At 34.6% G+C, this 23,437-nt stretch carries 18 protein-coding genes; 5 read left to right on the top strand and 13 right to left on the bottom strand.

Annotation, left to right across the window (positions count from 1 at the left end; genetic code table 11):
* Positions 1–66: 66 nt before the first annotated feature.
* Genes allD through allC form a run of 3 tightly spaced genes read right to left on the bottom strand, consistent with a single transcriptional unit; the run spans position 67 to position 3,177 of the window.
* Positions 67–1,098: an ureidoglycolate dehydrogenase gene (gene allD / locus MHH94_RS00790; protein WP_058590916.1), complete on the bottom strand. Its 1,032-nt coding sequence runs from the start codon at positions 1,096–1,098 to the stop codon at positions 67–69.
* 15 nt (positions 1,099–1,113) lie between these two features.
* A complete protein-coding gene (gene allE, locus MHH94_RS00785) occupies positions 1,114–1,902 on the bottom strand; it encodes a (S)-ureidoglycine aminohydrolase (protein ID WP_058590917.1) in 789 nt (262 codons plus the stop codon).
* A 42-nt stretch (positions 1,903–1,944) separates the two neighbouring features.
* Complete coding sequence (gene allC / locus MHH94_RS00780; RefSeq protein ID WP_078355355.1) at positions 1,945–3,177, bottom strand: allantoate deiminase; 1,233 nt, start codon at positions 3,175–3,177, stop codon at positions 1,945–1,947.
* Positions 3,178–3,350: 173 nt separating this feature from the next.
* On the opposite strand from allC, the gene MHH94_RS00775 reads away from it, so the two are divergent.
* Positions 3,351–4,190, top strand: a complete 840-nt coding sequence (locus MHH94_RS00775; RefSeq protein ID WP_107601929.1) for an alpha/beta hydrolase — start codon at positions 3,351–3,353, stop codon at positions 4,188–4,190.
* A 3-nt stretch (positions 4,191–4,193) separates the two neighbouring features.
* Complete coding sequence (locus MHH94_RS00770) at positions 4,194–5,441, top strand: Zn-dependent hydrolase (RefSeq protein ID WP_107601930.1); 1,248 nt, start codon at positions 4,194–4,196, stop codon at positions 5,439–5,441.
* A gap of 661 nt (positions 5,442–6,102) precedes the next feature.
* Here the strand turns inward: MHH94_RS00770 and allB are convergent.
* Together allB and allW are read right to left on the bottom strand one after the other, a co-directional pair.
* Positions 6,103–7,464: an allantoinase AllB gene (gene allB, locus MHH94_RS00765; protein WP_084756232.1), complete on the bottom strand. Its 1,362-nt coding sequence runs from the start codon at positions 7,462–7,464 to the stop codon at positions 6,103–6,105.
* On the bottom strand, positions 7,454–8,944 hold the full coding sequence (allW, locus tag MHH94_RS00760) for an allantoin permease (RefSeq protein ID WP_340839297.1): 1,491 nt from the start codon (positions 8,942–8,944) through the stop codon (positions 7,454–7,456). The genes allB and allW overlap by 11 nt, the downstream gene beginning before the upstream one ends.
* A gap of 290 nt (positions 8,945–9,234) precedes the next feature.
* Between allW and MHH94_RS00755 the strand changes: the two genes are divergently transcribed.
* The 3 genes from MHH94_RS00755 to MHH94_RS00740 all read left to right on the top strand — a co-directional run bounded on the left by MHH94_RS00755 (position 9,235) and on the right by MHH94_RS00740 (position 13,637).
* The gene (locus MHH94_RS00755; RefSeq protein ID WP_048540401.1) at positions 9,235–10,854 is read left to right on the top strand and encodes a PucR family transcriptional regulator; all 1,620 of its coding nucleotides are present in this window, start codon (positions 9,235–9,237) and stop codon (positions 10,852–10,854) included.
* A gap of 107 nt (positions 10,855–10,961) precedes the next feature.
* Complete coding sequence (locus MHH94_RS00750; RefSeq protein WP_078355359.1) at positions 10,962–13,028, top strand: cation:proton antiporter; 2,067 nt, start codon at positions 10,962–10,964, stop codon at positions 13,026–13,028.
* Between the two features lie 183 nt (positions 13,029–13,211).
* Positions 13,212–13,637: a pyridoxamine 5'-phosphate oxidase family protein gene (locus MHH94_RS00740; RefSeq protein ID WP_078355360.1), complete on the top strand. Its 426-nt coding sequence runs from the start codon at positions 13,212–13,214 to the stop codon at positions 13,635–13,637.
* 69 nt (positions 13,638–13,706) lie between these two features.
* Here MHH94_RS00740 and MHH94_RS00735 read toward each other — a convergent pair whose 3' ends face one another.
* The 8 genes from MHH94_RS00735 to ascF form a co-directional block, all read right to left on the bottom strand.
* Complete coding sequence (locus MHH94_RS00735) at positions 13,707–15,212, bottom strand: phytoene desaturase family protein (protein WP_048540398.1); 1,506 nt, start codon at positions 15,210–15,212, stop codon at positions 13,707–13,709.
* Positions 15,209–16,084, bottom strand: coding sequence for a phytoene/squalene synthase family protein (locus MHH94_RS00730; RefSeq protein ID WP_048540397.1), 876 nt, complete (start codon positions 16,082–16,084; stop codon positions 15,209–15,211). The genes MHH94_RS00735 and MHH94_RS00730 overlap by 4 nt, the downstream gene beginning before the upstream one ends.
* 51 nt (positions 16,085–16,135) lie before the next feature.
* Entirely contained in the window at positions 16,136–17,245 is a 1,110-nt protein-coding gene (locus tag MHH94_RS00725; RefSeq protein ID WP_228065219.1) for a glycosyltransferase family 2 protein, read from the bottom strand.
* 9 nt (positions 17,246–17,254) lie between these two features.
* Positions 17,255–18,745 carry a phytoene desaturase family protein gene (locus tag MHH94_RS00720; protein WP_058590923.1) on the bottom strand — a complete coding sequence of 497 codons (1,491 nt, stop codon included), beginning with the start codon at positions 18,743–18,745 and terminating at the stop codon, positions 17,255–17,257.
* Positions 18,746–19,096: a glycosyl-4,4'-diaponeurosporenoate acyltransferase CrtO family protein gene (locus MHH94_RS00715; RefSeq protein ID WP_229412490.1), complete on the bottom strand. Its 351-nt coding sequence runs from the start codon at positions 19,094–19,096 to the stop codon at positions 18,746–18,748.
* 127 nt (positions 19,097–19,223) lie between these two features.
* Positions 19,224–19,718, bottom strand: coding sequence for a TspO/MBR family protein (locus MHH94_RS00710; protein ID WP_048540394.1), 495 nt, complete (start codon positions 19,716–19,718; stop codon positions 19,224–19,226).
* A 370-nt stretch (positions 19,719–20,088) separates the two neighbouring features.
* Positions 20,089–21,513: a 6-phospho-beta-glucosidase gene (ascB, locus tag MHH94_RS00705; RefSeq protein ID WP_106417282.1), complete on the bottom strand. Its 1,425-nt coding sequence runs from the start codon at positions 21,511–21,513 to the stop codon at positions 20,089–20,091.
* Entirely contained in the window at positions 21,510–23,384 is a 1,875-nt protein-coding gene (ascF, locus tag MHH94_RS00700) for a PTS cellobiose/arbutin/salicin transporter subunit IIBC (protein WP_078355365.1), read from the bottom strand. The genes ascB and ascF overlap by 4 nt, the downstream gene beginning before the upstream one ends.
* Positions 23,385–23,437: the final 53 nt, after the last annotated feature.

Raw genomic sequence — 23,437 nt, 5'->3', positions numbered from 1 at the left:
CGATATTAAATGTCGACAGTCGTCATTTATAACATTCAATTGTCTCTTTCACTTCTTCTCAGCTATTTAATAAATGTCATCAGATATTAAATACTCATAAATACTTTCGGCAATCGGTATGCCACTTTCTTTGTAGCGTTTTTTAACGTCCTCTTGAATTTCACCTGGGTAATAAACTTGATCAAAGCCTTTAGCCGGTTTAATATCATGAAGTTCATCAACCATTTCAGAAACGTGTGTTAAAAATTGTTCTTCATCACCAAAATATGCTGGATTAATGACGATATGAAATTGTCCTAATCTACGATACTGACTTAAATCTTCATACATTGATGTAACATGTTTTCCAAAAGGTAAACCTAACAAGCTACCTGCTAGAATATCTACCATCATCATCAATCCATAACCTTTAGGACCCGCGACTGGTAATAGCGCAGCGACTTCAAATGGATCTGTCGTTGGCTCACCTTGTTTATCTACTGCCCAAGTGTCTGGAATGGATTTGTTTTTAGAACGTGCATCTAAGATTTTTCCCCAAGCTTGCACGGTTGTTGCCATATCAAATAATATCGGTTCACCATTTTTACGTGGTGCTGCAAAGGCAATTGGATTTGTACCGAAGTACGGTTCTGTACCACCAAATGGTACAACCATTGGATCTGACTGACATACTGTTAAAGCGACCATGCCTTCTTTTGCCGCTTGTTCAGCAAAGTAACCAATCGCACCACTGTGGCCCATTTCTTTAATACCGACCATGCCTATACCACTTTCTTTAGCTAACTTAATTGCTTCTTCCATTGCTTCATAAGCAACATAGTGCCCAACTGCATTATCTCCAAAGTAAGTACCTGATGATGGACCTGTCTTTGTGAATGTTAATTCTGGATTCAAATTGTATCCTTTTTTTGCAGTACGTTCTGCGTAATATTGTGTACGCACAGAACCGTGTGAATGAATGCCACGCTCATCTGCAAATATCATCAAATCTGCTGTCTTGTCAGCATGTTGTTCAGATAAACCTGCATTTGTCAGTTTGTCTTTAAATAACTGGTGCAGCTTTCCACGTTCTACGTATACTAATCCTTCTTCTGCCATTCTTAACAACCTTCCTTAAATTTCGATATCTCTATTTGCATCTTTAGAGTAAATATAAGCGAATGGTTCGTCTAAGCCTACAGCATAAGTTGCTTGTGGTGCATAAGCGCCCATAAAGATGTAATCACCTTTATCAACTGGTTGCCATTCGTTATCTAAGTTGTACATACCGCGACCACTTAATACATAAGCACCGTGTTCTTGAACGTGTGTTTCAATATATCCGTGTGAAGCACCTGGTTTAAATGACAAGATATGAATGTTCATGTCATATGCTAATTCTTTAGGTAATAAATCAAGAATTGTAACTTCTTCCATACCTTCATAAGGTTCTTGAACCATGTCATTCACATTTCCAGTTACAACTTCTGGTGTGAATCCTTCTAAAGGTTGGTAACGTTTTTTATATAAGAATACGCGACTATCATTGTTTTGATTGCTGTTTTCAAAAGTCATAACTTGGTGACTTGGTACGTATAAGTATCCACCAGCTGCTAATTCATATTTTTTGTCATCTGCGTATGCGTTGATTTTACCGTATTCAACGTAAATAAATGTTTGAACGCCGTCTCCACCAAAGCCTTGTCTATTTCCGCCTTGATTTTTTAATGTTACTAAGTAGTCTACAAAGCGAGCACCTAATCTTGGTGAACCTAAAATTGTAACGTCGCAATCTTCGAAACCTGGTACAACGTTGTTTACTAAGCCGTCTGGTGTAATAACTGCATAGTTGTCTTTCTTAATAACTGAACGTGTTTCTAAAAGTCCTTCTCTATAACCTTGATTATGATTAATGTAACCCATGATCAATACTCCTTTTCTCTATCTCTATTTTTAAAAATTTATTTATTCTTGATAAGCAAGCTCATATAATACTTGTTTCAATACTTCGATACCTTTTACTAAATCTTCAACATTTGTCTCTTCTTCAACGTTGTGACTCACACCATTTATAGATGGCACAAACAACATAGAAGTTGGTACATATTGTGCGAAGATTTGTGAATCGTGACCTGCACCTGAAGACATCAGTTTCCAATCCGATTCACCCACGACTGTTTCTGCAGCGCGTTCGATTGTCTTAACTAAATCTTCATTCATTAAGGTTGGTGCTTCGTCCATCCATAAATCAATATCGTGTTCAACGCCTTCTTCTTCAGATACGCGTTTAATACATGCATCGATTTCTTCAGCAAATTGATTTAATGCATCTTGGTCAATGTGACGACAATCGATTGAGAATGTCACTTCACCTGGCACAACATTTACGGTATTTGGTATTGGGTCGACGCGACCAAATGTTAATACTAATGGATCTCCTAATTCTCTTGCACGTTCTGTCAATTGTGTCGCGATTTTACTAAATGCGATGACAGCATCTCTTCTTAAGCCCATTGGTGTCGTACCTGCATGGTTTGCTTCACCTTTTAAATTAACTGTATAACGTTTTTGTCCAACGATACCGTTAACGACACCAATTGATTTTTGTTCTGTTTCTAACACTTTTCCTTGTTCAATATGAACTTCGATAAATGCTTTAATGCGACTGTAGTCATTGTCTTCTGTACGATAATCAAATCCTACTTCACGCATAGCATCTTTAAATTGAATACCTTCAGCATCAGCAATTGTATCTACATCGTCTTTACCTGTTAAGTTGAAGAAGTTCTTACTACCCCAGAATGCAAATGGGAAGCGACTGCCTTCTTCTTCTGCTAAAGCTAAAATTTCTAAAGAACGTAATGGTTGTCCGTATTCTGCTTTCAATGATTGCATCGCTACAAGTGCTGCTAATACACCGAATTGACCATCTAAATGGCCACCTTCAACAACTGTATCAATATGAGAACCAGACATAATCGTTTCTTCTGGGTATTTACTACCTTCAATACGACCTCTTAAGTTACCAATGTCATCGAATTGTGCTTCAAATCCTTCTTTATCTAATGTTTCTTTTAATGCGCGAACAGCGTTTGACCATTCTTTTGAATAAAGTAAGCGTGTAATACCGCCACCTGTCAAACCTCCAAATGAAGTAAACTGTTTATCTAGCGCTTCGAAAGAAGAACGGATGTCCATATAATTCATCTCCTTTTCATGTCAATTACTATTATAAGCGGTTACATTTTTGTTATCATTCACAAAACATACAATAATTCGCTTAACTTTTATATGTTTTATACAAATACGACCTAAATTTAATTTGAGATACTATGATTAGGAAAATATATCTTCTAGGAGGCTGAGTTGTTTTGACTCAAAATCATTCAATGTGTTTATCAAATGATAGTTTTCAATTACCCTATACCATCATCGAATCTAAAAATGAACACCCTCAAGGGGTTATCATGTACTTTCATGGTGGCGGGTTAATTTTTGGTCAACGTGATGACTTACCACAAACGTATATAGATATTTTGACAGAGTCCTACCATCTTGTACTCGTTTCTTATCGATTAGCACCAGAGAGCCCGATTGATACGATTATCTCAGATGCATTAGCTCAATACGATGAAATCAGTGCCCTATATGAGGCATTACCAATCTATACATTTGGTCGTTCAGCTGGTGGATTCTTAAGTTTAATGGTTGCACGTTATCGTGAAGTTGCAGGCATTCTTGATTTTTATGGCTATGCACGTGTTCATGTTCCTGCATTTTTAAGACCGAACGCACAATACCAAGCTTTATCAACTCAAATTACACCAGCGATATTAAATCAACTTATACAACCTAATCCTTTAACTTTTGGCTCATTACAAACGAGATATCCGATTTATTTATATGTACGCGGCCAAGCGAAGTGGTTATCTTATTTAGGTATTCAATCATCAACAGCAAGTGCATATAATATTTCACCTAAAGAATTAAAACAATTTCCACCGACTTTCATTGTACATTGCAAAGGTGACCCAGATGTTCCGTATAGTGAAAGTGAACATACTTACCGCCAAATTGAGCATAGTCATTTAGAAACGCTCGATTTAGACCAACATGATTTTGATCGTGAAGTAACACCAACAAGTATTTCACTGTATAAACAAGCCGTACAATTTTTAAGTCAATCATCAAACTTAATTCAAGGAGGATAAATAATGAACATTCAAAATGTCATGGAAAATCTAGAAACGTTTAATCAATTTGCACGTAATTCTGAAAATGGTGGTATTAACCGAATTGCTTTTACACATTCAGAACGTGTAGCAGCACTTAAATTCTCAATGCTTTGCCAAAAAGCTGGTCTAGATGTCTACTTTGATTTCTTCGGAAATGTTATTGCGCGTCGAGAAGGTAAAAATCCAGACTTTAAACCAGTCGTATTAGGTTCTCATATAGATACGGTTAAAGACGGCGGGCAATATGACGGACTACTTGGTGTTGTTGGTGCGTTGGAAGTTGTTGAATATTTAAATAAATATCAAATAGAAACGGATCATCCCATTATTATCATTGCCTTTGCTTGTGAAGAATCTACAAGATTTAATGAAGCGACATTAGGTAGTAAATATCTCACAGGCAATATGACGAAAGAAGATATGAAATATATTAAAGATAACGACGGGAATGTACTTTATGATATTGTCGCACCACTTGCTCAAGACATGCATGGTAAAGCAGCATTATTTGAAAGAAACAATATTAAAGCATTTTTAGAATTACACATCGAGCAAGGTCCTATTTTAGAGAAGAAACATAAAGATATCGGCATCGTGACAGATGTAGCAGGTCCGCATCGTTTTAAATTAAAAATTCAAGGCGTGACGAGTCATTCAGGTTCAACACCCATGCCAATGAGAATAGATGCACTGACAACATCCGCAGAAATCATCTTAAAAATCGAAGAAATTGGACGTGCTTATCATGATAAAGGAATTGTGACAACAGTCGGTTATGCAGATGTATATCCAAATACAATGAATGCCATACCAGGAGAAGTCACACTTTTAATAGACATTAGAGGTAAGAATGAAGCCGTACGAGAACAAGTCGTTGATGAAATCACATCACACATTGAATGCATAACAGATCATCGCAATGCACATTATGAATTGGAAGATTTAGGTCAAGATACACCACGCAGTTTCAATCATAAAATTGCACAAATCAACGAAGACAACTGTCAGCAATTAGGATACACATATAATTATATGTACAGTGGCGCAGGACATGATGCTATGATCATCGCACCCATATGTCCAACAAGTATGATATTTATACCATGTAAAGAAGGTATTAGCCATTCACCAAAAGAATCCGTCACAGCAGACCAAATCGAAAAAGGCATTAACCTCCTCATACAAACAACAATCGAACTAGCCAAGCTCGACACCGTGTTGGAGTAGGATATTGAGGGGGATTGGTGAGGGATGTGAGTTGAGGGGATGTGAGTTTACTAGTATTTTAACTCATATATTGGGCTATCTCTTGGCTTTACTCAATACTTAAGCCACGACTTCCATTATCTCTTGGCTTTATTCATCACTTAAGTCATGATTTCCACTATCTCTTGGCTTTATTCATCACTTAAGCCATGACTTGGGCTATCTCTTGGCTTTACTCATCACTTAAGCCATGACTTGGGCTATCTCTTGGCTTTACTCATCACTTAAGCCATGACTTGGGCCATCTCTTGGCTTTACTCAATACTTAAGCCACGACTTCCATTATCTCTTGGCTTTATTCATCACTTAAGCCACGACTTCCACTATCTCTTGGCTTTATTCATCACTTAAGCCACGACTTCAGCCATCTCTTGGCTTTATTCAATACTTAAGCCACGACTTCAGCCATCTCTTGGCTTTACTCAATACTTAAGCCACGACTTCAGCCATCTCTTGGCTTTATTCAATACTTAAGCCACGACTTTCTCAATCTCTTGGCTTTATTCAATACTTAAGCCAAGAGATTCCGCCCCTTCCTCCTAGAAAAACCTAGCTCACCCCTCCAATACGAAAAAAAGGCAGGGACACCACGATGGTCCCTGCCTTTCCTTATATATAATTCTTAGATAAAGCGTCCTAAGCGTGCTTCTGTTACACCTGTTTCTTGATCATAAATTTCTTGTCCTCTTAATATTGTTTTTGTAACTTGCGCGCCGATTTCTCGACCAATATATGGACTCATTTTATTTCTATATGCTAAGTCTTCTGCTTGTAATGTATATGGTGCTTCTGGTTTGATAAATACAAAGTCTGCATCTTTTCCTAGTGCGATGCTTCCTTTCGTATCTAATCCAAAGCGTTTTGCTGGTGCTGTTGCAATGATATCAGCAAATTTTTGTAATGACATATTACGTTTTTGAACGCCTTCGTCAAATAGTATATCTACGTTATTTTGTAATCCTGCAATACCGCCCCATGCTTCGAATGCATTGTCAGTATCTTTTAAATCTGGTGTACATGGTGAATGGTCAGATGTTACGAAGTTAATGTCTCCGTTTAATACGCGATCCCACATACCTTCTAATCGAGATTGTTCACGAATTGGTGGTGAACATTTAACAACTGGTCCGATTGAATCTAACTCTTCTTTGTAGAAGTATAAGTAATGTGTACATGTTTCACATGTAATATCTACACCTTCTTGTTGAGCTTTGATCACTTCTTCAACGCCTTCTTCACAAGCAACGTGTACGATATGCACGCGACAACCTGTTTCTTTAGCGAATAATACGATTTTGCGGATTGGTTCAACTTCAGTAAATACTGGTCTAGAATCCACATATGCACTTAATGTTGTTTCTCCATTTTCTTTAGCGATTTCACCTAAACGATCTGTAATTGTAGCATTTTCTGAATGGATAGATAAGATTTTTCCCGTTTTAGCAATTTGTTTCATACCTTCATATAATGAATAGTCATCAACATTTTCAAAATCGCCTTCGATTGTACGGTCACCACAAGTTGCTAAGAATGCTTTATAGGCAACAACGCCCGCTTCATCTAATTCTTGAATACCACCGTTTAAGTTATATGGTACTAATCCTCCGTAACTTGCAACATCTACAGCTAACTCATCTTTACCTGCATCAAATTTAGCTTGGATAGAAGCTTTATCTGTAGTAGCTGGTACTTGGTTTAATGGCATTTCAACAAATGATGTTACGCCACCTTTAGCAGCTGCATTAGTACCTGTTACGTAACCTTCCCATCCGTCACGGTATCCGCCACCTGGTTCTGTAATATGCACGTGAGCATCTACCATACCTGGTGAAACGATTTGATTTTTTGCATCAACAATTTGTTCAGCTTCTCCTAATTCTTGTCCGATCGCCGCAATTTTCCCGTCTTTGACACCAACTTCAACTTTTTGCGCGCCATCTTCTAAAATAACTAAACCATTTTTGATAATTAAATCATACTTCATTATATGCCACTCCTTCTTTTTTACTTTTATCTGCATGAAATACATAATGTAAAATGATATAAACACCGCCGGCTACAATAAAGCCGATAAACCATGAAAAGTCTGAAATCACTGTGAATCCTGGTAAGAATCCAAGTAATGAAATAACAACACCAGCAATTGTTCCGATATATGCCGAAATATTAATGCGTGGTATTTTTTGATCTTTTACACGTAAATCAAAATACAATTTATCTATATCAATGTGACGTCTAGACACAATATAGAAATGTACAATCATGACACCTGCTACAGGTCCAAGTATTGCCCCAATAGCATTTAAAAATACGAAGATACTATCCTCGTTCTCCATCATTTTCCATGGCATAATCACAACACTCAGTACTGAAGCAATGACTACACCACGGCGATAATTAATCCACTTGGGCAATAACGCACTTAATTGATACGCTGCTGGAATAATATTACTTGTCGCATTTGTAGAAATAGTTGTCATTAATAATACACCAGTTGATATGAGAATTGCCCAGAAACTATCCCATTCATTAATGATTGTTAAAATGTTCCACTCTTGGTGACCTAGATAAATAGAACCACCAATAATAATGAATACACTCGCAATCGCGAATAAGATATGTGCAACAACGATACCTGAAATTTGACCGACAATTTGCGTCTTCGTAGATTTCGCATTTTGAGTAAAGTCAGATACACTTGCACCAGGTCCTGCCCATACACCTAATAATGAATTAAAGATTAAAATAAATGATAAAATCGCTGGGTAAATAATACCGCTAGATTTCGTTGAAATTTCATAATCTAAAATGTTGCCAACGCCTCCTGCAGCCATGACGCCCCAGATTGCCATACCACCAAATACAATGTATATAAGTGGGTTTAATACGGCAGTGAATTTATTAAGTATTTCTCCACCACCAAATCCAATTGCGAAACTGATTGCCCAGAATATTAAGAATGCGATTAATCCAGGAATTGAAATACCTAGAATCGTCACACCGCTTGCGATATCAGCGAATCCAGGGAAAATCTTATTCAATAAGATTAATAGTGCTTGTGAACCCGCAAAGGTTTGAAGTCCAAACCAAGCAATACCAGCTACAACACCACGTAGTATACCTGGTAACTTTGCACCTACATCTCCGTATGTATGACGCAATTGCATCGCAAAAGGTATACCATATTTAGAACCAGCATAACCATTTGCTACTAACAATAATGCAATAATAAATGAACTTAATATTAATGCGAATATTACCTGTAAAGGTGATAGTCCGATTAATAAGAATCCACCTACTGCAGTATAGTTCGGTATATTATGAACGGCACCCATCCATAATGTAAAAAAGTTAAATGCCGAATTGTTTCTTTGTGCTGACGTTTTAGGCATTATATCTTTGTTATAGCCACGTTTTTCAAATTCGGCTGGAGTTAATGCCACGTCGTTTGCTCCTCTTGCCATTCTATATGTCTCCTTTGAATTAATCAGCTAATAACTAGCTATGAACTCTTCATATACAAGTGTAAAACTTATGTAAGCGTTTTTCTTTGTAGTTCTTAACATATATAGAATTTAAAATTATAGGTTTCGTACAAATTTTGTGTATAATAAATTTTAGAAATAAAAATCATTGGTCATTTTGAACAAAACAGATAACATTTTGACAAAAAATAACGGTTTCATTTATAAAAAATCGTTTTCACTTTTATATAATCTTCATTGAAAGATAAACAAAAACGGGAGGCCTTATGATGACAACTCTAAACGAAATTTTATCTATACCTCAATTTAAAGGTTTAGAGCTTATTAATAGAAAAGGAGATTTATCTTCTGAAGTAACGAGTCTAGACATTACTGAAAACAATGACATTAAACATTTCACATCTAGCAATGCCTTCATCTTAACAACGGGCGTACTTTTCCAAGATAATCAGGAGAATTTAAAGAAATTAATTAAAGACTTAAGTGACATTCAAACAGCTGGTCTTGGTATTAAAGTCTCAAGATTTTTACATAAAATTGACCAAGATGTGATAGATTTTGCAGACGAATTGCAATTTCCGTTAATAGAAATTCCTGAAAGTTGGAACTTAGGTGAGATTACGCATGAAATTTCATCCTTTATATCCGACTCTGAAACGGGCAAATTAAATTATGCATTACAAGTTCAACAAGAACTTAACCAACTGCTTATTAAAGGGTTCAGCATTGATAATATGATTGAACGCATGAGTAAATTACTTGGCGTACCTATTATATTATTTAACCCGTTCAAGAAGCCTGAAGCGATCAGTCATCACTATAGACAAAGTCAGTCATTATTATCTGAACACGTCGCTTATTTCAATGCACATCAACAAGAGGAACTCACACAAGATAAAAACAACTTAGTATTCGAAAATAAAGACCATGTTATCTTTAAAGTGTTGGGTTACACATATTTCCCTTACTACATAATGGTATCTCAAGTGAATAAACTTTCTTATCCATTTAGTCTTTTAACAATTGAACAAGTTGTGAGCGTGCTTAGTTTCGCCTTGTACAAAAATACTAAAATTCAAGAAGTAGAAAAGAACGACATTAACCGCTTCTTTGAATCACTCGTCTACAACAAAAGTGACCAAGCATTATCTATCAAAAAACATGCGGATTTATTAAGACAATATTATATCTACCCATCAGACTACTACCAAACTATCATTTGTGGCATAGATGCTAAGACTAACTTAGAAAATAGTTATTACTTAAACGAATTGCACCAATTAACTTTTCAATGGTTAACAGATAAATTATCCGAAATCGACTCATACATCAGTGTTTATCGATTACCAAGCAATGATCGCTTTGTCATTTTAATACAGAACAAACAAGAAGATCACCTAGAGATGATTGAACGACTACAAATCAGTTACAATGATTATTTTGAAGATCAAATATCTTTTGGTATAGGAAATGAAGTAACAGAGTTCTCTCAATTACCTTCATCATTCTTTGAAGCAAGCGAAGCATTTGAGAATGGCTTATTTAACAATGAAAAATCATTTATTTCCCAATACCATTCGAAAGATATTCAAGAATTATTGCAGCTCATACCACAAGAGAAGCTCTTACCATTTGTGAAACATACACTCGGTCCACTTAGCTATCCAAAGACTAAAAAAGACATAGAATTAAAACAAACATTAAAAATTTATATGGATAACCAGTGCGATATCACAAAAACAGCAGAGAAAATATTTATCCATAGAAATACCGTCAAATATCGTATAAACAAATGTAGTAATCTAATAGGCACTAATATAGAAGATCCAATCCAATCATTAAATATACGTATCGCAATCTATGCCTCTAATATGATTCCATTTGAATAATTCTGATTATCAATACTCATAAACAATCTATATAGACACATAAATATAATGTCCTGCTCTATTGAAAAGTGTTAAAATATGTTTGATAAAATGTTAAGGAGTTTGATATGGAATTATTAGAAGCACTTTTAATATTTATTTTGGCAGTTATTATTAGTTCGATTATTAACAATCGATTTCCTAATATACCGACTGCATTTATTCAAATTGGATTAGGCGTTGGTGTCTTTTTCTTACCAATTGATTTGTACTTTGAATTTAATTCTGAATTATTTATGATAGCCGTTATTGCACCACTATTATTTGTTGAAGGCACTCATGTTTCACGTTCTAATTTGTTAGCATATCGTAAACCGATATTATTAATGTCTATGGCACTCGTATTTACTACGGTTATTGGTGTTGGTTATTTTGTTCATTGGATATGGCCAGAATTACCGATGCCTGCCGCATTTGCCATTGCTGCTATACTTTGTCCGACAGATGCTGTTGCGGTCTCAGCGATTACACGTGGAAAATTATTACCTAAAGGTTCTATGTCTATTCTAGAAGGAGAGTCTTTACTAAACGATGCAGCAGGTATTATTTCATTTAAAATCGCGGTTACAGCTTTAGTTACAGGTGCATTCTCAGCCGTTCACGCTATTGAACAGTTTGTCATTTCAACTATCATTGGTGTCTTGATTGGTGCTATTGTTGGAATAATTATTGTAAGAATCCGAATAGATTTAACAGCTAATAAAGGTTTAAAAGATAATAATACGTTAACATTTATTCAATTATTAACGCCATTTGCTGTATATTTCTTAGCAGAACACTTTCATGCTTCTGGTATCATAGCAGTCGTTGTTGCCGGACTGATTCATGGCTGGGAACGCGACCGGCTCATTAAAGCTCAAACCGAGCTTCAAATGAATTATCATCAAATTTGGAGCACATTAAGTTATGCCTTGAATGGATTTGTATTTGTTGTCTTAGGTTATCTTGTTCCAACAGTCATAATAGACATCTTCCAAACAGAACCTGATAACTTAATATTCTTAATCACAACAACACTACTGATTGCTTTAGCCATATATATTTGTCGTTTTGTATGGGTTTATTTTTGGTATAAAGATTTTTATTATCCGAAAAATATCCAATCCTATTTAAATGATGACACCTTTGAAACACCACCATCACGACTTCGCTATGCATTTATAATGACAATGTGTGGTATTCATGGGACGATTTCATTATCAATGGCACTAACTTTACCTTATGTCATTACACAAGGTGACGCTTTTCTATATCGAAATGATTTATTATTTATTGCATCATTAATGGTCTTATTAAGCCTAATATTAGCACAAGTGGTCTTACCTCTTATCACACCTACAGCCAAGACTTCATCAACTAAAGGCATGACTTATCAATCTGCTAAGATATTTATCGTACAACAAGTCATTGCTCATTTGAAATCGGAAAGTAAAGTTGATAGCAATGCAGATTTTAGACCTGTGCTCAATCAATATTATGGAGAGTTATTATTCCTACTTAATTCCGAACCGAATAATAAAAACACTAAAGAACTAAAACGTTTAGAAGAAATCGCCCATACAGTTGAAACAGAAACATTAGAAAGACTAATCGAAAGTGATAAAGCTACGTACCAAGATATTAATAACTACCGTAATGTTGTAGAGTTATCTGAAACACATCGTAATGCCTCCTTTAGAGATAAAGCTATCAACTACATCAAGATGTTTGTCATTCGATTAAAAGCAATTAAGCATTTCAAATCAGAGGATAAAGAAACAAAAATGCAAGAATACGCGAATAGTTTTAAAGACGTTCAAAAAATTATGCGTATCGTGAACCATCATGTTACGTTACGTATGAAAGAAGAACAGAATAGTACAAATGTATTAGAAGTAAGTCTGGTTATTAATCAGTATTACAACATTAGTAGAATACTGAAATGGCAAGAACAACGTCGTAAACAAGACGACCATTCACATCAAGTGGTATCTCAAGAATCATTTACAAATCATAAATTACAAGCATTATATATGCAACGCCACTATTTAGACGAGCTCATTAAACACAACAAAATCAATAACACCGTTGCAGGACAAATACGTGAGAATATAAATTATAACGAAATCGTCTTAGCGCAAAAGTATAAACATTAATCATAACTTCCCTCTTACTTAATAGTATTGGTTTCTTATTTACAGGAATTTTACAAGCGACTAGTTAAGTTCTTGGAGCAACTATCATGGTAATATGACAAATTTTCGTTATACAGATTCACATAATGACTATGCATACAATATGAGACTTTAGGGTAAATAGATTGTAGAGGTGATTGAGATATGACAAATGATAAAGTCAAAGCTGAAATTGAACGTATATTAGATACATCTAGAATCGGTGTACTTTCTACAGCACTTAACAATATACCAAATAGTCGATATATGGTTTTTTATCATGATGATTATACACTATATACAAAGACAAGCATTGATTCTCAAAAAGTTATTGAGTTTAAGGATAATCCTAGAGCACATGTCTTAATTGGATATGACGAAACAAAGAATCGTAGCTTTCTTGAAATAGAAGCACACGTAGAAATTCTCAAAGATAAAGATACGATTGATTGGCTTTGGAATAAACAAGATAACTCATTTTTCGATTCTAAAAATGATCCCGATTTATGCGTACTTAAATTAACACCTAAAGCCATCAAAATTATGAATGATGATGAGGTCGATACACCTCAAACAATTATATTTGATTAATACACAATAAAAAAACTAGGACATAGTAATCTAATGACCATTCTAGATTACTATGTCCTAGTTGCTTTTTTATATACCTTTTTCTATATCTTCTAACATCGCGTCTACTGTAATTTTCGCACTTGTTAAGACGATAGGTACACCTGCACCTGGATGTACACTTGCTCCTGCAAAGTAAAGATTTTGATAATTTCTACTTATATTCGGTGGTCTATAATAATTACTTTGAGCAAGCGTTGGCATTAAACCAAAGGCTGCCCCAAATTTCGCATGATAATGACTTTCGAAATCTTTAGGTGTAAATATGATTTCAGTTACGATATGTTCTTTTACATGTGCTAATGCTTTAACAGTAGCCATTTTTTTATAAACTATTTCTTTCACTTGTGATACTGTCGCTTCATCTGTCCAATCTACATGACCAGTCTTAAGCTCGGATACTGGCATTAACACGTATATTCCTGTTTGACCCTCTGGAGCGAGCGTTTTATCTTCAACGCTTGGCGCATAAACATATATAGAAGGATCTTCTGATAATGTGCCATTGAAGATTTCTTTAATATTTTCATCAAAATCTTGTGAGAATATGACATTATGTAGTAAAATTTCTTCTGACAAATCCAAATCAACACCTATATACATTAAAAATGCTGAGCAAGAATAATCCATATTATTGATATTTTCTGTTGTATATTTCTTAGATTGAAATGATTTTTTAATCAATGATGATGCGGCATAAGGAAAATCTGCTGTACATAAAACTTTATCATAACGTTCAATGCGACCCTCTACTTTTAGACCTTCCGCACGCTTATAACGTGGATCAATGATGATTTCTTCTACATTCGTCCCTGTGTATATATGTGTACCAAGTTCTTCATTTAAAGTTTGAAGCGCTTCTGCAAAGCGATACATGCCACCTTTAATAAAGTGCACACCAAACATCAATTCAATCATTGGAATAATGGAATATAACGAGGGGCTTTTTTTCGGATCTATTCCGATATATAACGTTTGAAATGCTAAAATCTTTTGAATTTTGTCGTTAGCGACATATTTTTCTATTAAGTTATCTGCTTTATCGAATGTCTTTAATTTCATACCTTGATATAATGTATATGGATTATAGAAGTCTGAAGGCTTACGAAATGTACGTTCTAAGAAATGCTTTCGTGCAATTTCATATCGCTCGTAAATATCGGTTAAGAATGACATAAATCCATGTGTAGAATTCGGTTCAATAGATTCAAGCATATCTCTTAATTGAGATAAGTCTGTAGGTACACGCACTTGATCGTCATCACTGAAGTAAACATCATAAATATGAGACAATTGTTTGATTTCTAAATAATCATTGATATCTCTATTAGCATACTTAAATACATCTTGATAAATTTCGGGCATCATCACAATTGTAGGACCCATATCAAACGTAAAGCCATCTTGCTTTATTTGATTCATCCTACCACCTATTTGTTTGTTTTTCTCATAAATATCGACTTGATGACCTCTTGCGGCTAACCGCGCAGCTGATGCTAATCCTGATACACCACCACCTATGACTGCAATTCTCATATAGATTCACCTCTATTATATTTCGCCATAACTTCACGATAAATTTTTAATTTTTTTCTTTTATTAACAAAAACTTTTTGATGCAATGTGTATCTGGATTGTCTAACTTCTTCAAGTATTTCAAGATATATGCTTGCTGCTACTTCAATAATATAACGTACTTCTTCATCAAAATAAGTCATCCCATTTAAAGCTTTTTCATATAACGCAGTGGCTTCTTGAGCATAACTTTCCCATAAATTAATATATGATTGAGTTATACCACCTTGATATATAGCAAATAAATCGACATTATATAATGCTAATCGTTCTCTGCTTAAATAAATTCTATCTCGTTTAAAATCTTCTCCAACATCTCTTAAAATATTTGTTAATTGAAGTGCTTTTCCTAAAGCAATTCCTGCGTGTTCAGCTTGTTTAATATGCGCTTTTTGTTTTGATGCTAGTATGGGTGTGAGCAATTCACCCACTGTTCCTGCCACACCATAACAATATAGAGATAAGTCCTCGTCAGTTTGTATGCGTTTTAAATGTAAATCTTCTTTAACATAATGTATAAGAGTTTGTAACGGTTGGTGAGGAATAGCATAGTCTTTCAACGTATGGCGATAAGCATTCATAATGGAATCGTCGCTTTGATATCGTTGAACGTTATGGTTATATATTGCATCCAAATCATTTGCGATACATTCTAATTGTTCGAGATCTTGATATTCATCGATACTATCATCTATAATGCGACAAACGGCATAAATTGCCCACACCGCTTTCTTTTTATTCAGTTCTAACATATCAAATGCATATGAGAACGTCTTTGAATGTAACTTCATAATATTGTGACAGTGTCTATAATCTTTCTCTAATTGATTCACTAATTGTCCTCCTCGATAACCCCACGTGAATACTTTTGAGTGTTGCAATTTTTATAAATTTATTTTTCTCCCTTTCCATTGAATTATTTTAAACACATGGACATCAAACCATGATTTCATAAATATCATCATAAAATTCATGAACATCAATGGATGACAAACGCTCACTAAGATATGAAAATTCCCAGTTCTCTTTAAAATAATATAATGTTGAAAGGCATATAAAACATACACCATTAAAGCTAATGCGATAAATATAGGATTTAACCATAACGATATTATAACCATTATTGTTGAAGTCACAGTACCAATTAACCACAATACGATTAAAGCCAATGTTGATTGCTTCGTTACTTGAGCGCCTAATGCAATATGCTTACTCCAACCTTCTATAAGCGATTTATATCCTTGGGGATACATTCTAAAATTCACAACACCTTGACCTTCATATAATTCCACTGGTAAAGCATGTTGATGATAAGACTTACTTATAGCGAAACCTTCGATAATTGAATCTTTTGCGTTAAAGTGACCTTGTGTTAATTCGTAATCTTGCTTATTCGTTAGAATGACTGGACCAAATGCCATTTGGTCATCATATTTAGACTTCGTAATAGAGAATGTATTCATACCTACTATCGTCATTACGTTAAATAATGCCGATGCGTTCTCATACAATCGTTCAATCATATGATAAGGCTGTATAGAAAGTAGCCCTCTATACTGTTGCAATTTATATTGGTTTACGATTTGCCAAATACTATCAAGACGACTAAATTGAACATCAGCATCTACAAACAGCAACATATTGTGAGAGGCAACCTGACTACCTTCCCAACAAGCATGCGATTTACCTTTCCAAGTAGCATGCTTTGAAACTTTATAAACATGTGCGCCATATTGTTCGGCAATTGCGCAAGTTTGATCTGTAGAGTCATCGTCCATGACAATAATTTCTATATCTTTATGATTGGCCACACGTTTAAGTAAGTTCGGTAAATTTTTCGCTTCATTTCTAGCAGGAACAATGAGACTAACAGGTGTCTTAGAAGCTTCCATATGACTAGGATTAATCTTACAGCGCCTGAAGTACATCAATGCCCCACTTAGCATCGTACAAATCGTCAAGATTAGTGTTACAACATATACTATTATTATCATCTATATCAACTACTTTCCGTCTTCAGCAATAATACTATCAGCTACTTGCATACCACTTAATGTGACCATTGGCATTCCTGGGCCAGGATTGACAGAACCCCCAACAAAATAAAGGTTTTTATAGTATTGACTCTTTTTAGGAAATTTAAATCCTTTGTTTTTCTTTTTATCTGAAACGACCCCATATATAGCACCTTTATGAGATTGATAAGTACGTTCTATATCATGTGGTGTCCAAATATCTTCGTATATGATGTGCTTTCTTAAACCATGTAATCCCATGGACTCTAATTTGTCTAATATGCGTTCTCGAAAAGCTTGATATTCATCTTGACTAAATTGCTGATGTTGAATATATGGTATATGCGGTAATATTTTGATGTTTTCTTGTCCTTTAGGTGCTTGTGTCGGATCAGTCTTATTTGTATTGACTATATAAATAGTCGGATCTTGGGGTAAGATATACTGATGGAAGACTTCATCGTAATTACGCTTTGAATCTTTAGAGAAGAAGAAATTATGATGTCTAAGTTCGGGATAGCTTTTATCTACTCCTAAATGCATAACATATCCCGAACTCGCGGGTTCAAATTTGCTTTCTAACTGATTTAACCGACTTTGTTTCATATTCATTAATTTTTCATATACAGGTAATACTTCCATATTTGAGATAATATAATCAGCATGTTGATGTACATTATTATCAAGTTGAATACCCGTAACTTCTTTGTTTTGATTATATATAATACGCTCCACATGTGCATTTAAATGAATCGAGACACCTAATTCACGTGCTAATTGTTCCATCGCTTCTGCTAATTTATGAATCCCGCCATCTACATACCAAAGACCTTCCTCATGTTGCATTTCAGGTAATAAACTTAATACAGCCGGTGCATCGTATGAAGATGATCCTACATATTTAATAAAGTAACCTAGCATTTCCCTCAAATATGGATTATCTACCCGTTTATCGATTGCTTGTTGCATCGTATGAAAATAATCAAACTGCTTTAAAGCTGACAGAGGTCCATGAAACCGGATAATATCCGACAAATGATCTATACCTTTATCGAAATAACTGCGTTCAGCTTGATGATGAATTTTATTAGCATACTCAAAAAAAGTTTTTAGTTGTGTCATATCGTTAGATGAAAGATGTTTGTTCTGAATCAAAGTGTCTTCTATCGATTCATATAAATCTATAACAGTTCCATCAGGATAGACATTTCTAATTTGTAATGGTAATTTGCGAATGCTCACATAATCTTCAAGCCTTCTTCCACACTGTTCAAAAAGACGTTGAAATATTTTAGGCATCGTTAAGATAGATGGCCCTAAATCAAACCCGTAATCTCCCGTCTCTATGCGGTTTACCTTTCCACCGATGTGGTTATTTTTTTCATATAAATCTACGTGATAACCTGCTTGAGCCATGCGGATAGCACTTGTTATACCACCTAATCCTCCGCCAATGACGACAACTTGTTTGTTAACCATTTAATCACCTTTTCTTATTAGCTTTTTCAAATATATACGTTGTAACTTAGGTCGGTTATAACGTTGCACAATGATGCAAGGAACATTAGCAATGACCACATAAACAATATTTATTACTTTTATACTTTTCTTCGACTTGATAAATACAACAATTGGCAAGATAGATAATAAATGAACCAATTCTGCTCGTTTCGTTTCTATCACAAACTTCTCTATATTCGTTATATCACTTGACTGATTATAGTGCGATTTGCTGACAATATCCGATTGTATCATTTGACCATCTGGCAAATGATCTTTCCAACATTTCACCTTTACAAGTTTTTGCCATAATTGACCGTTTTGTTCCAAAGAACCACTCTTAAAATATCGAAAATCTCGTACTAACCACTTATCATGTATACGCAGTCCAATTTGTACAATAAACATTTGAGTGATAAACCAATAAAGTGCTATATAGATGAAAGTTCTTATAAGCTTAAACATTTGACTTATCTGTATATCTTGGATTGTCTTTATTTAATAACCAGTTACCAGCTGTTAAATAAGTCGCAAAAGCACTCCAAAGTGTATACGGAACCAATATCAAACCCGCTAACTTCTTCACATTAAAGAATGTTATCGTTGTCATCAAGACAGCACCTAACAATACAGCACTTTCAATCAATGCGCTGAATCTTAATTTATACTTAAAATATAATATTGACCACCCATAATTTAAACCCAATTGTGTATAATAAGCACCCTTAATCCGCTTCTTCCCTGGTTTGTGAGATACGAGTGCATAAGCAATACCCATTGACATATACAATATTGGCCACACAATAGGAAATATATAACCAGGTGGTGAAAATGGTGGTTTCACATTTTTACTATAATCCTTTCTTGCATTCTTCACTGCAAATTTCCCTATTAACCGTCCACCAACAATAGGTGTCGTAACTTTTACAATTGGTAAAATAACATTCTTCATCAGTGCTCCTCCTTCAAACATCCTTTGTTCCATAAAAGTATATTACCCTTTATTCATAATTTTATACATTTGTAATTAAATTTTCCAGTATATAATTTTCTTATTTTTCCCATTAGTCTAATTTTATATATATAATGAAATAGTTTAACTTTTAATTCTTCTAACATTTTTTAGCAAAGCTAAAACAGTCTGTTAATATATAAAACTAATAATTACACAAAAAAATAGTGTGCTACGAAATAATATATACTCATCCTACCATGATTAAATCATCTAACGAATTATTTAATCTACAAGAATAAACACATCACTTACCTGATTAGTATCAGATTGAAGTGATGTGTTTTATATGTGCTTATTCAGTTTAATTTTATACTTCAATTCCATTTTGTTGGATAACTTTTTTATACCAATCAAAAGACTTTTTCTTTCGACGTTCGAGTGTCCCGCTTCCTACATCGTCTTTATCTACATAAATCATGCCATATCGTTTACTCATTTCTCCTGTTGATGCAGACACTAAATCGATAATACCCCAACTTATATATCCCAACAATGGAACGCCATCTTGAATACCATCGTACATAGCTTCTATATGCTGTTTCATATAATCTATTCTATAATTATCTTGGATTGTACCATCTGCTTCTATCTCATCTTTGGCACCTAATCCATTTTCAACGACAAATAGTGGCTTTTCAAATCTTTCATATATTTGATTCATCGTTATCCTTAAACCAAGCGGATCGATAACCCATCCCCAATCGCTCATTTTAAGATAAGGATTTTTGGCTGATACAATTACATTTCCTTCATTTTTTTCAACTCTTGATATATCCGCAATAGACGTTCGAGACGCATAATAACTAAATGCTACAAAATCCACCGTTTCTTTCAGAATTTCTTTATCTGACTCATCTATTTCAATGTTAATCCCTTTATTCTTAAAAAATGAATCCATATAGTATGGATATTTACCTTTCGCTTGCACATCTACAAAGAAAGTATTTGTTCTTTCATCATTCATAGACTGCCATACATCTTCTGGATTACAACTGTATGGATAGAAACTACCACCGGCAATCATACATCCAATTTTTGCTTGTGGTGTAATACGATGACAACTTCGAACAGCTTTCGCACTTGCTACTAACATATAATGTGCGGCTTGATATAATATTTCTTCCCTATTTTCACTATCATCAAAGTATAATCCTCCACCTGAAAATGGACTGTGTAACACTACATTAATTTCATTGAATGGAATCCAATAATTCACGTATTCTCCAAAATTATTAAAGCATGTATCTGCAAATTTAATATATAAATCTATCGTTTCTCTATTTTTCCACCCATTATATTTTTCAACTATACCCATTGGAATATCAAAATGCGCAAGTGTAACGAGTAATTCCATACCATGTTGTTTACATGTCTTGAATAAATCTTTGTAATAATTTATACCTGCCTGATTCGGCATTTCTTCATCACCATTTGGATAAATTCTACTCCAAGATATAGATGTTCTAAATACTTTCAAACCCATTTCAGCAAGTAAGCCAATATCCTCTTTATAATGATGATAAAAATCTATACCAGTATGACTTGGATAATATTCATTCTGATCAAGTTCGCTCTTTTTATAACCTAACTTTATATCTTGTCTCTTTGAACCATGAGGAATTAAATCAATATTACTGATTCCTCTACCATCTTTATCCCAAGCGCCCTCTGTTTGATTGGCTGCTATTGCACCACCCCAGAGAAAATTTTCCGGGAAATATTTTATTGTCATAATTTAACCACTCCTAATATAGATGTTTGTGCTTTAACCTCTGCGTGATCAAAGGATGTTATAGATTCATATTCATCTGTATTTGTAATGACAATAATCGTTGTCGGATCATAACCAGATTCAATAATTTGAGTTAAATCAAATGTTCCAAGAATATCGCCAACAGTTACATGATCACCTTGTTCAATTGTTGATGTAAATGGTTCTCCATTTAATTTCACCGTGTCAATGCCTACATGTACTAATACTTCAACACCATTATCTCCTGTTATACCGATAGCATGTTTTGTTGGAAATACAGAAGTTACCGTACCTGTTACGGGTGCATAAATTTTATTACCTGTTGGTTCAATTGCCATACTTTTTCCGATTACTTCTCTACTAAATACGTCATCTTCAACACTTTCAATTGGTTTAATACGCCCTTCAACAGGTGCTGCAACTGTTAGATGATCTTGAGTACCTAAATCTAATAATTCATCTTCAGATTCTGGAATATCTTCAAATCCAAGCACTAACGTTAAGATAAATGAAAGAACAACCGATAGAACCATTACAACAATAATCCACACTATACTCATTGGATTATCTTTTTCAATAAATTGTACACTCGTAAACAAACCTGGTGCTGCCATAGAATGACTTGCTAAACCTGCAAGCCCTGCTACAGCACCTGCAATAAATCCTGTAATAACAGATGCAATCATTGGACGTTTTAATCGAATAGCAACCCCATATAGTGCTGGCTCAGTTATACCTGCAATAATGGCTGATGATGCAGCTGCCAATGACGTTTGACGTAATTCTCTATTTTTCGTTTTAAATGCTACTGCTAATGAAACGCCACCTAATGATAAGTTAGCGCCAATCTCAGATGGCATAACCATACCTTCCTTACCTGTTTCAGCAATTGTTTGAACAATCGTTGGTGTGAATACACGGTGCATACCTGTCATAACTAATAATGGCCATAAAGCACCTACGATAGCTACTGCTAAAAATCCTAATTTATCATGTACAAAGAAGACAATCTGAGATAGTCCTGTACCAATCAAAATGCCTGTTGGACCTACGATAATAATCGCTATTGGTGCAGCAATTAATAAGATTAACATTGGTTTCAAGAAGTTTTTCATTACAATTGGTGTAATACGATCTGCAAAATCTTCAATATATTTCAGTAACCAAGTCATGACGATTGCTGGAATAATCGTATAAGTATATTTCACTGACATAACTGGAATAAATGCGAAAGTTGCTTCTTTACCTTCTGCTGCTTTTTCCATAATTTCCATAAATACTGGATGTACCATAACACCAGCAATTGCCAATGCTAAAAATACGTTACTGTTAAATTTCCTCGCTGCAGATACTGCAACAAGCATTGGTAAGAAGAAGAAAGGTGCATCTCCTATAGTATTTAAAATATTATACGTTGAACTGCTTTCTGACAGTACGCCCGTCATACTTAATAACATGGCCAATAATTTAATCATCGAACCACCAATAATAGCAGGAATTAATGGTGACATCGTTCCGATAATCGCATCAAGAATATTGATACCCACCTGTTTAAAGGTTAACTTTTTCTTTTCAACTGGTTCATTACTTTTAGCGCCACCACTGACACCACTTTTCATCAATGCTGTATAAGTGTGTGATACATTGTTTCCTACAATAACTTGATATTGTCCACCTTGCTTACGTAACCCCATAACGCCATCAATATTTTTTATGGCATCATCATCAGCCTTACTGTCATCTTTCAACACAAATCTTAAACGTGTCATACAATGTGTTAAATTTTTAACATTGTTACTACCGCCAATGTGTTTAAGTATTTCATCAGCCATCCTTTGTTCATTTGTCATCTTTATATCTCTCCCGTCTTGTTTAGAACAATAAAAAAAGACCCAAATCATAA

The organism is Mammaliicoccus sp. FSL K6-3158, assembly GCF_038005105.1.
GTDB lineage: Bacteria > Bacillota > Bacilli > Staphylococcales > Staphylococcaceae > Mammaliicoccus > Mammaliicoccus sciuri.
The sequence above is the reverse complement of the archived record's forward strand: the minus strand, read 5'-3'. Positions and strand labels throughout refer to the sequence as shown.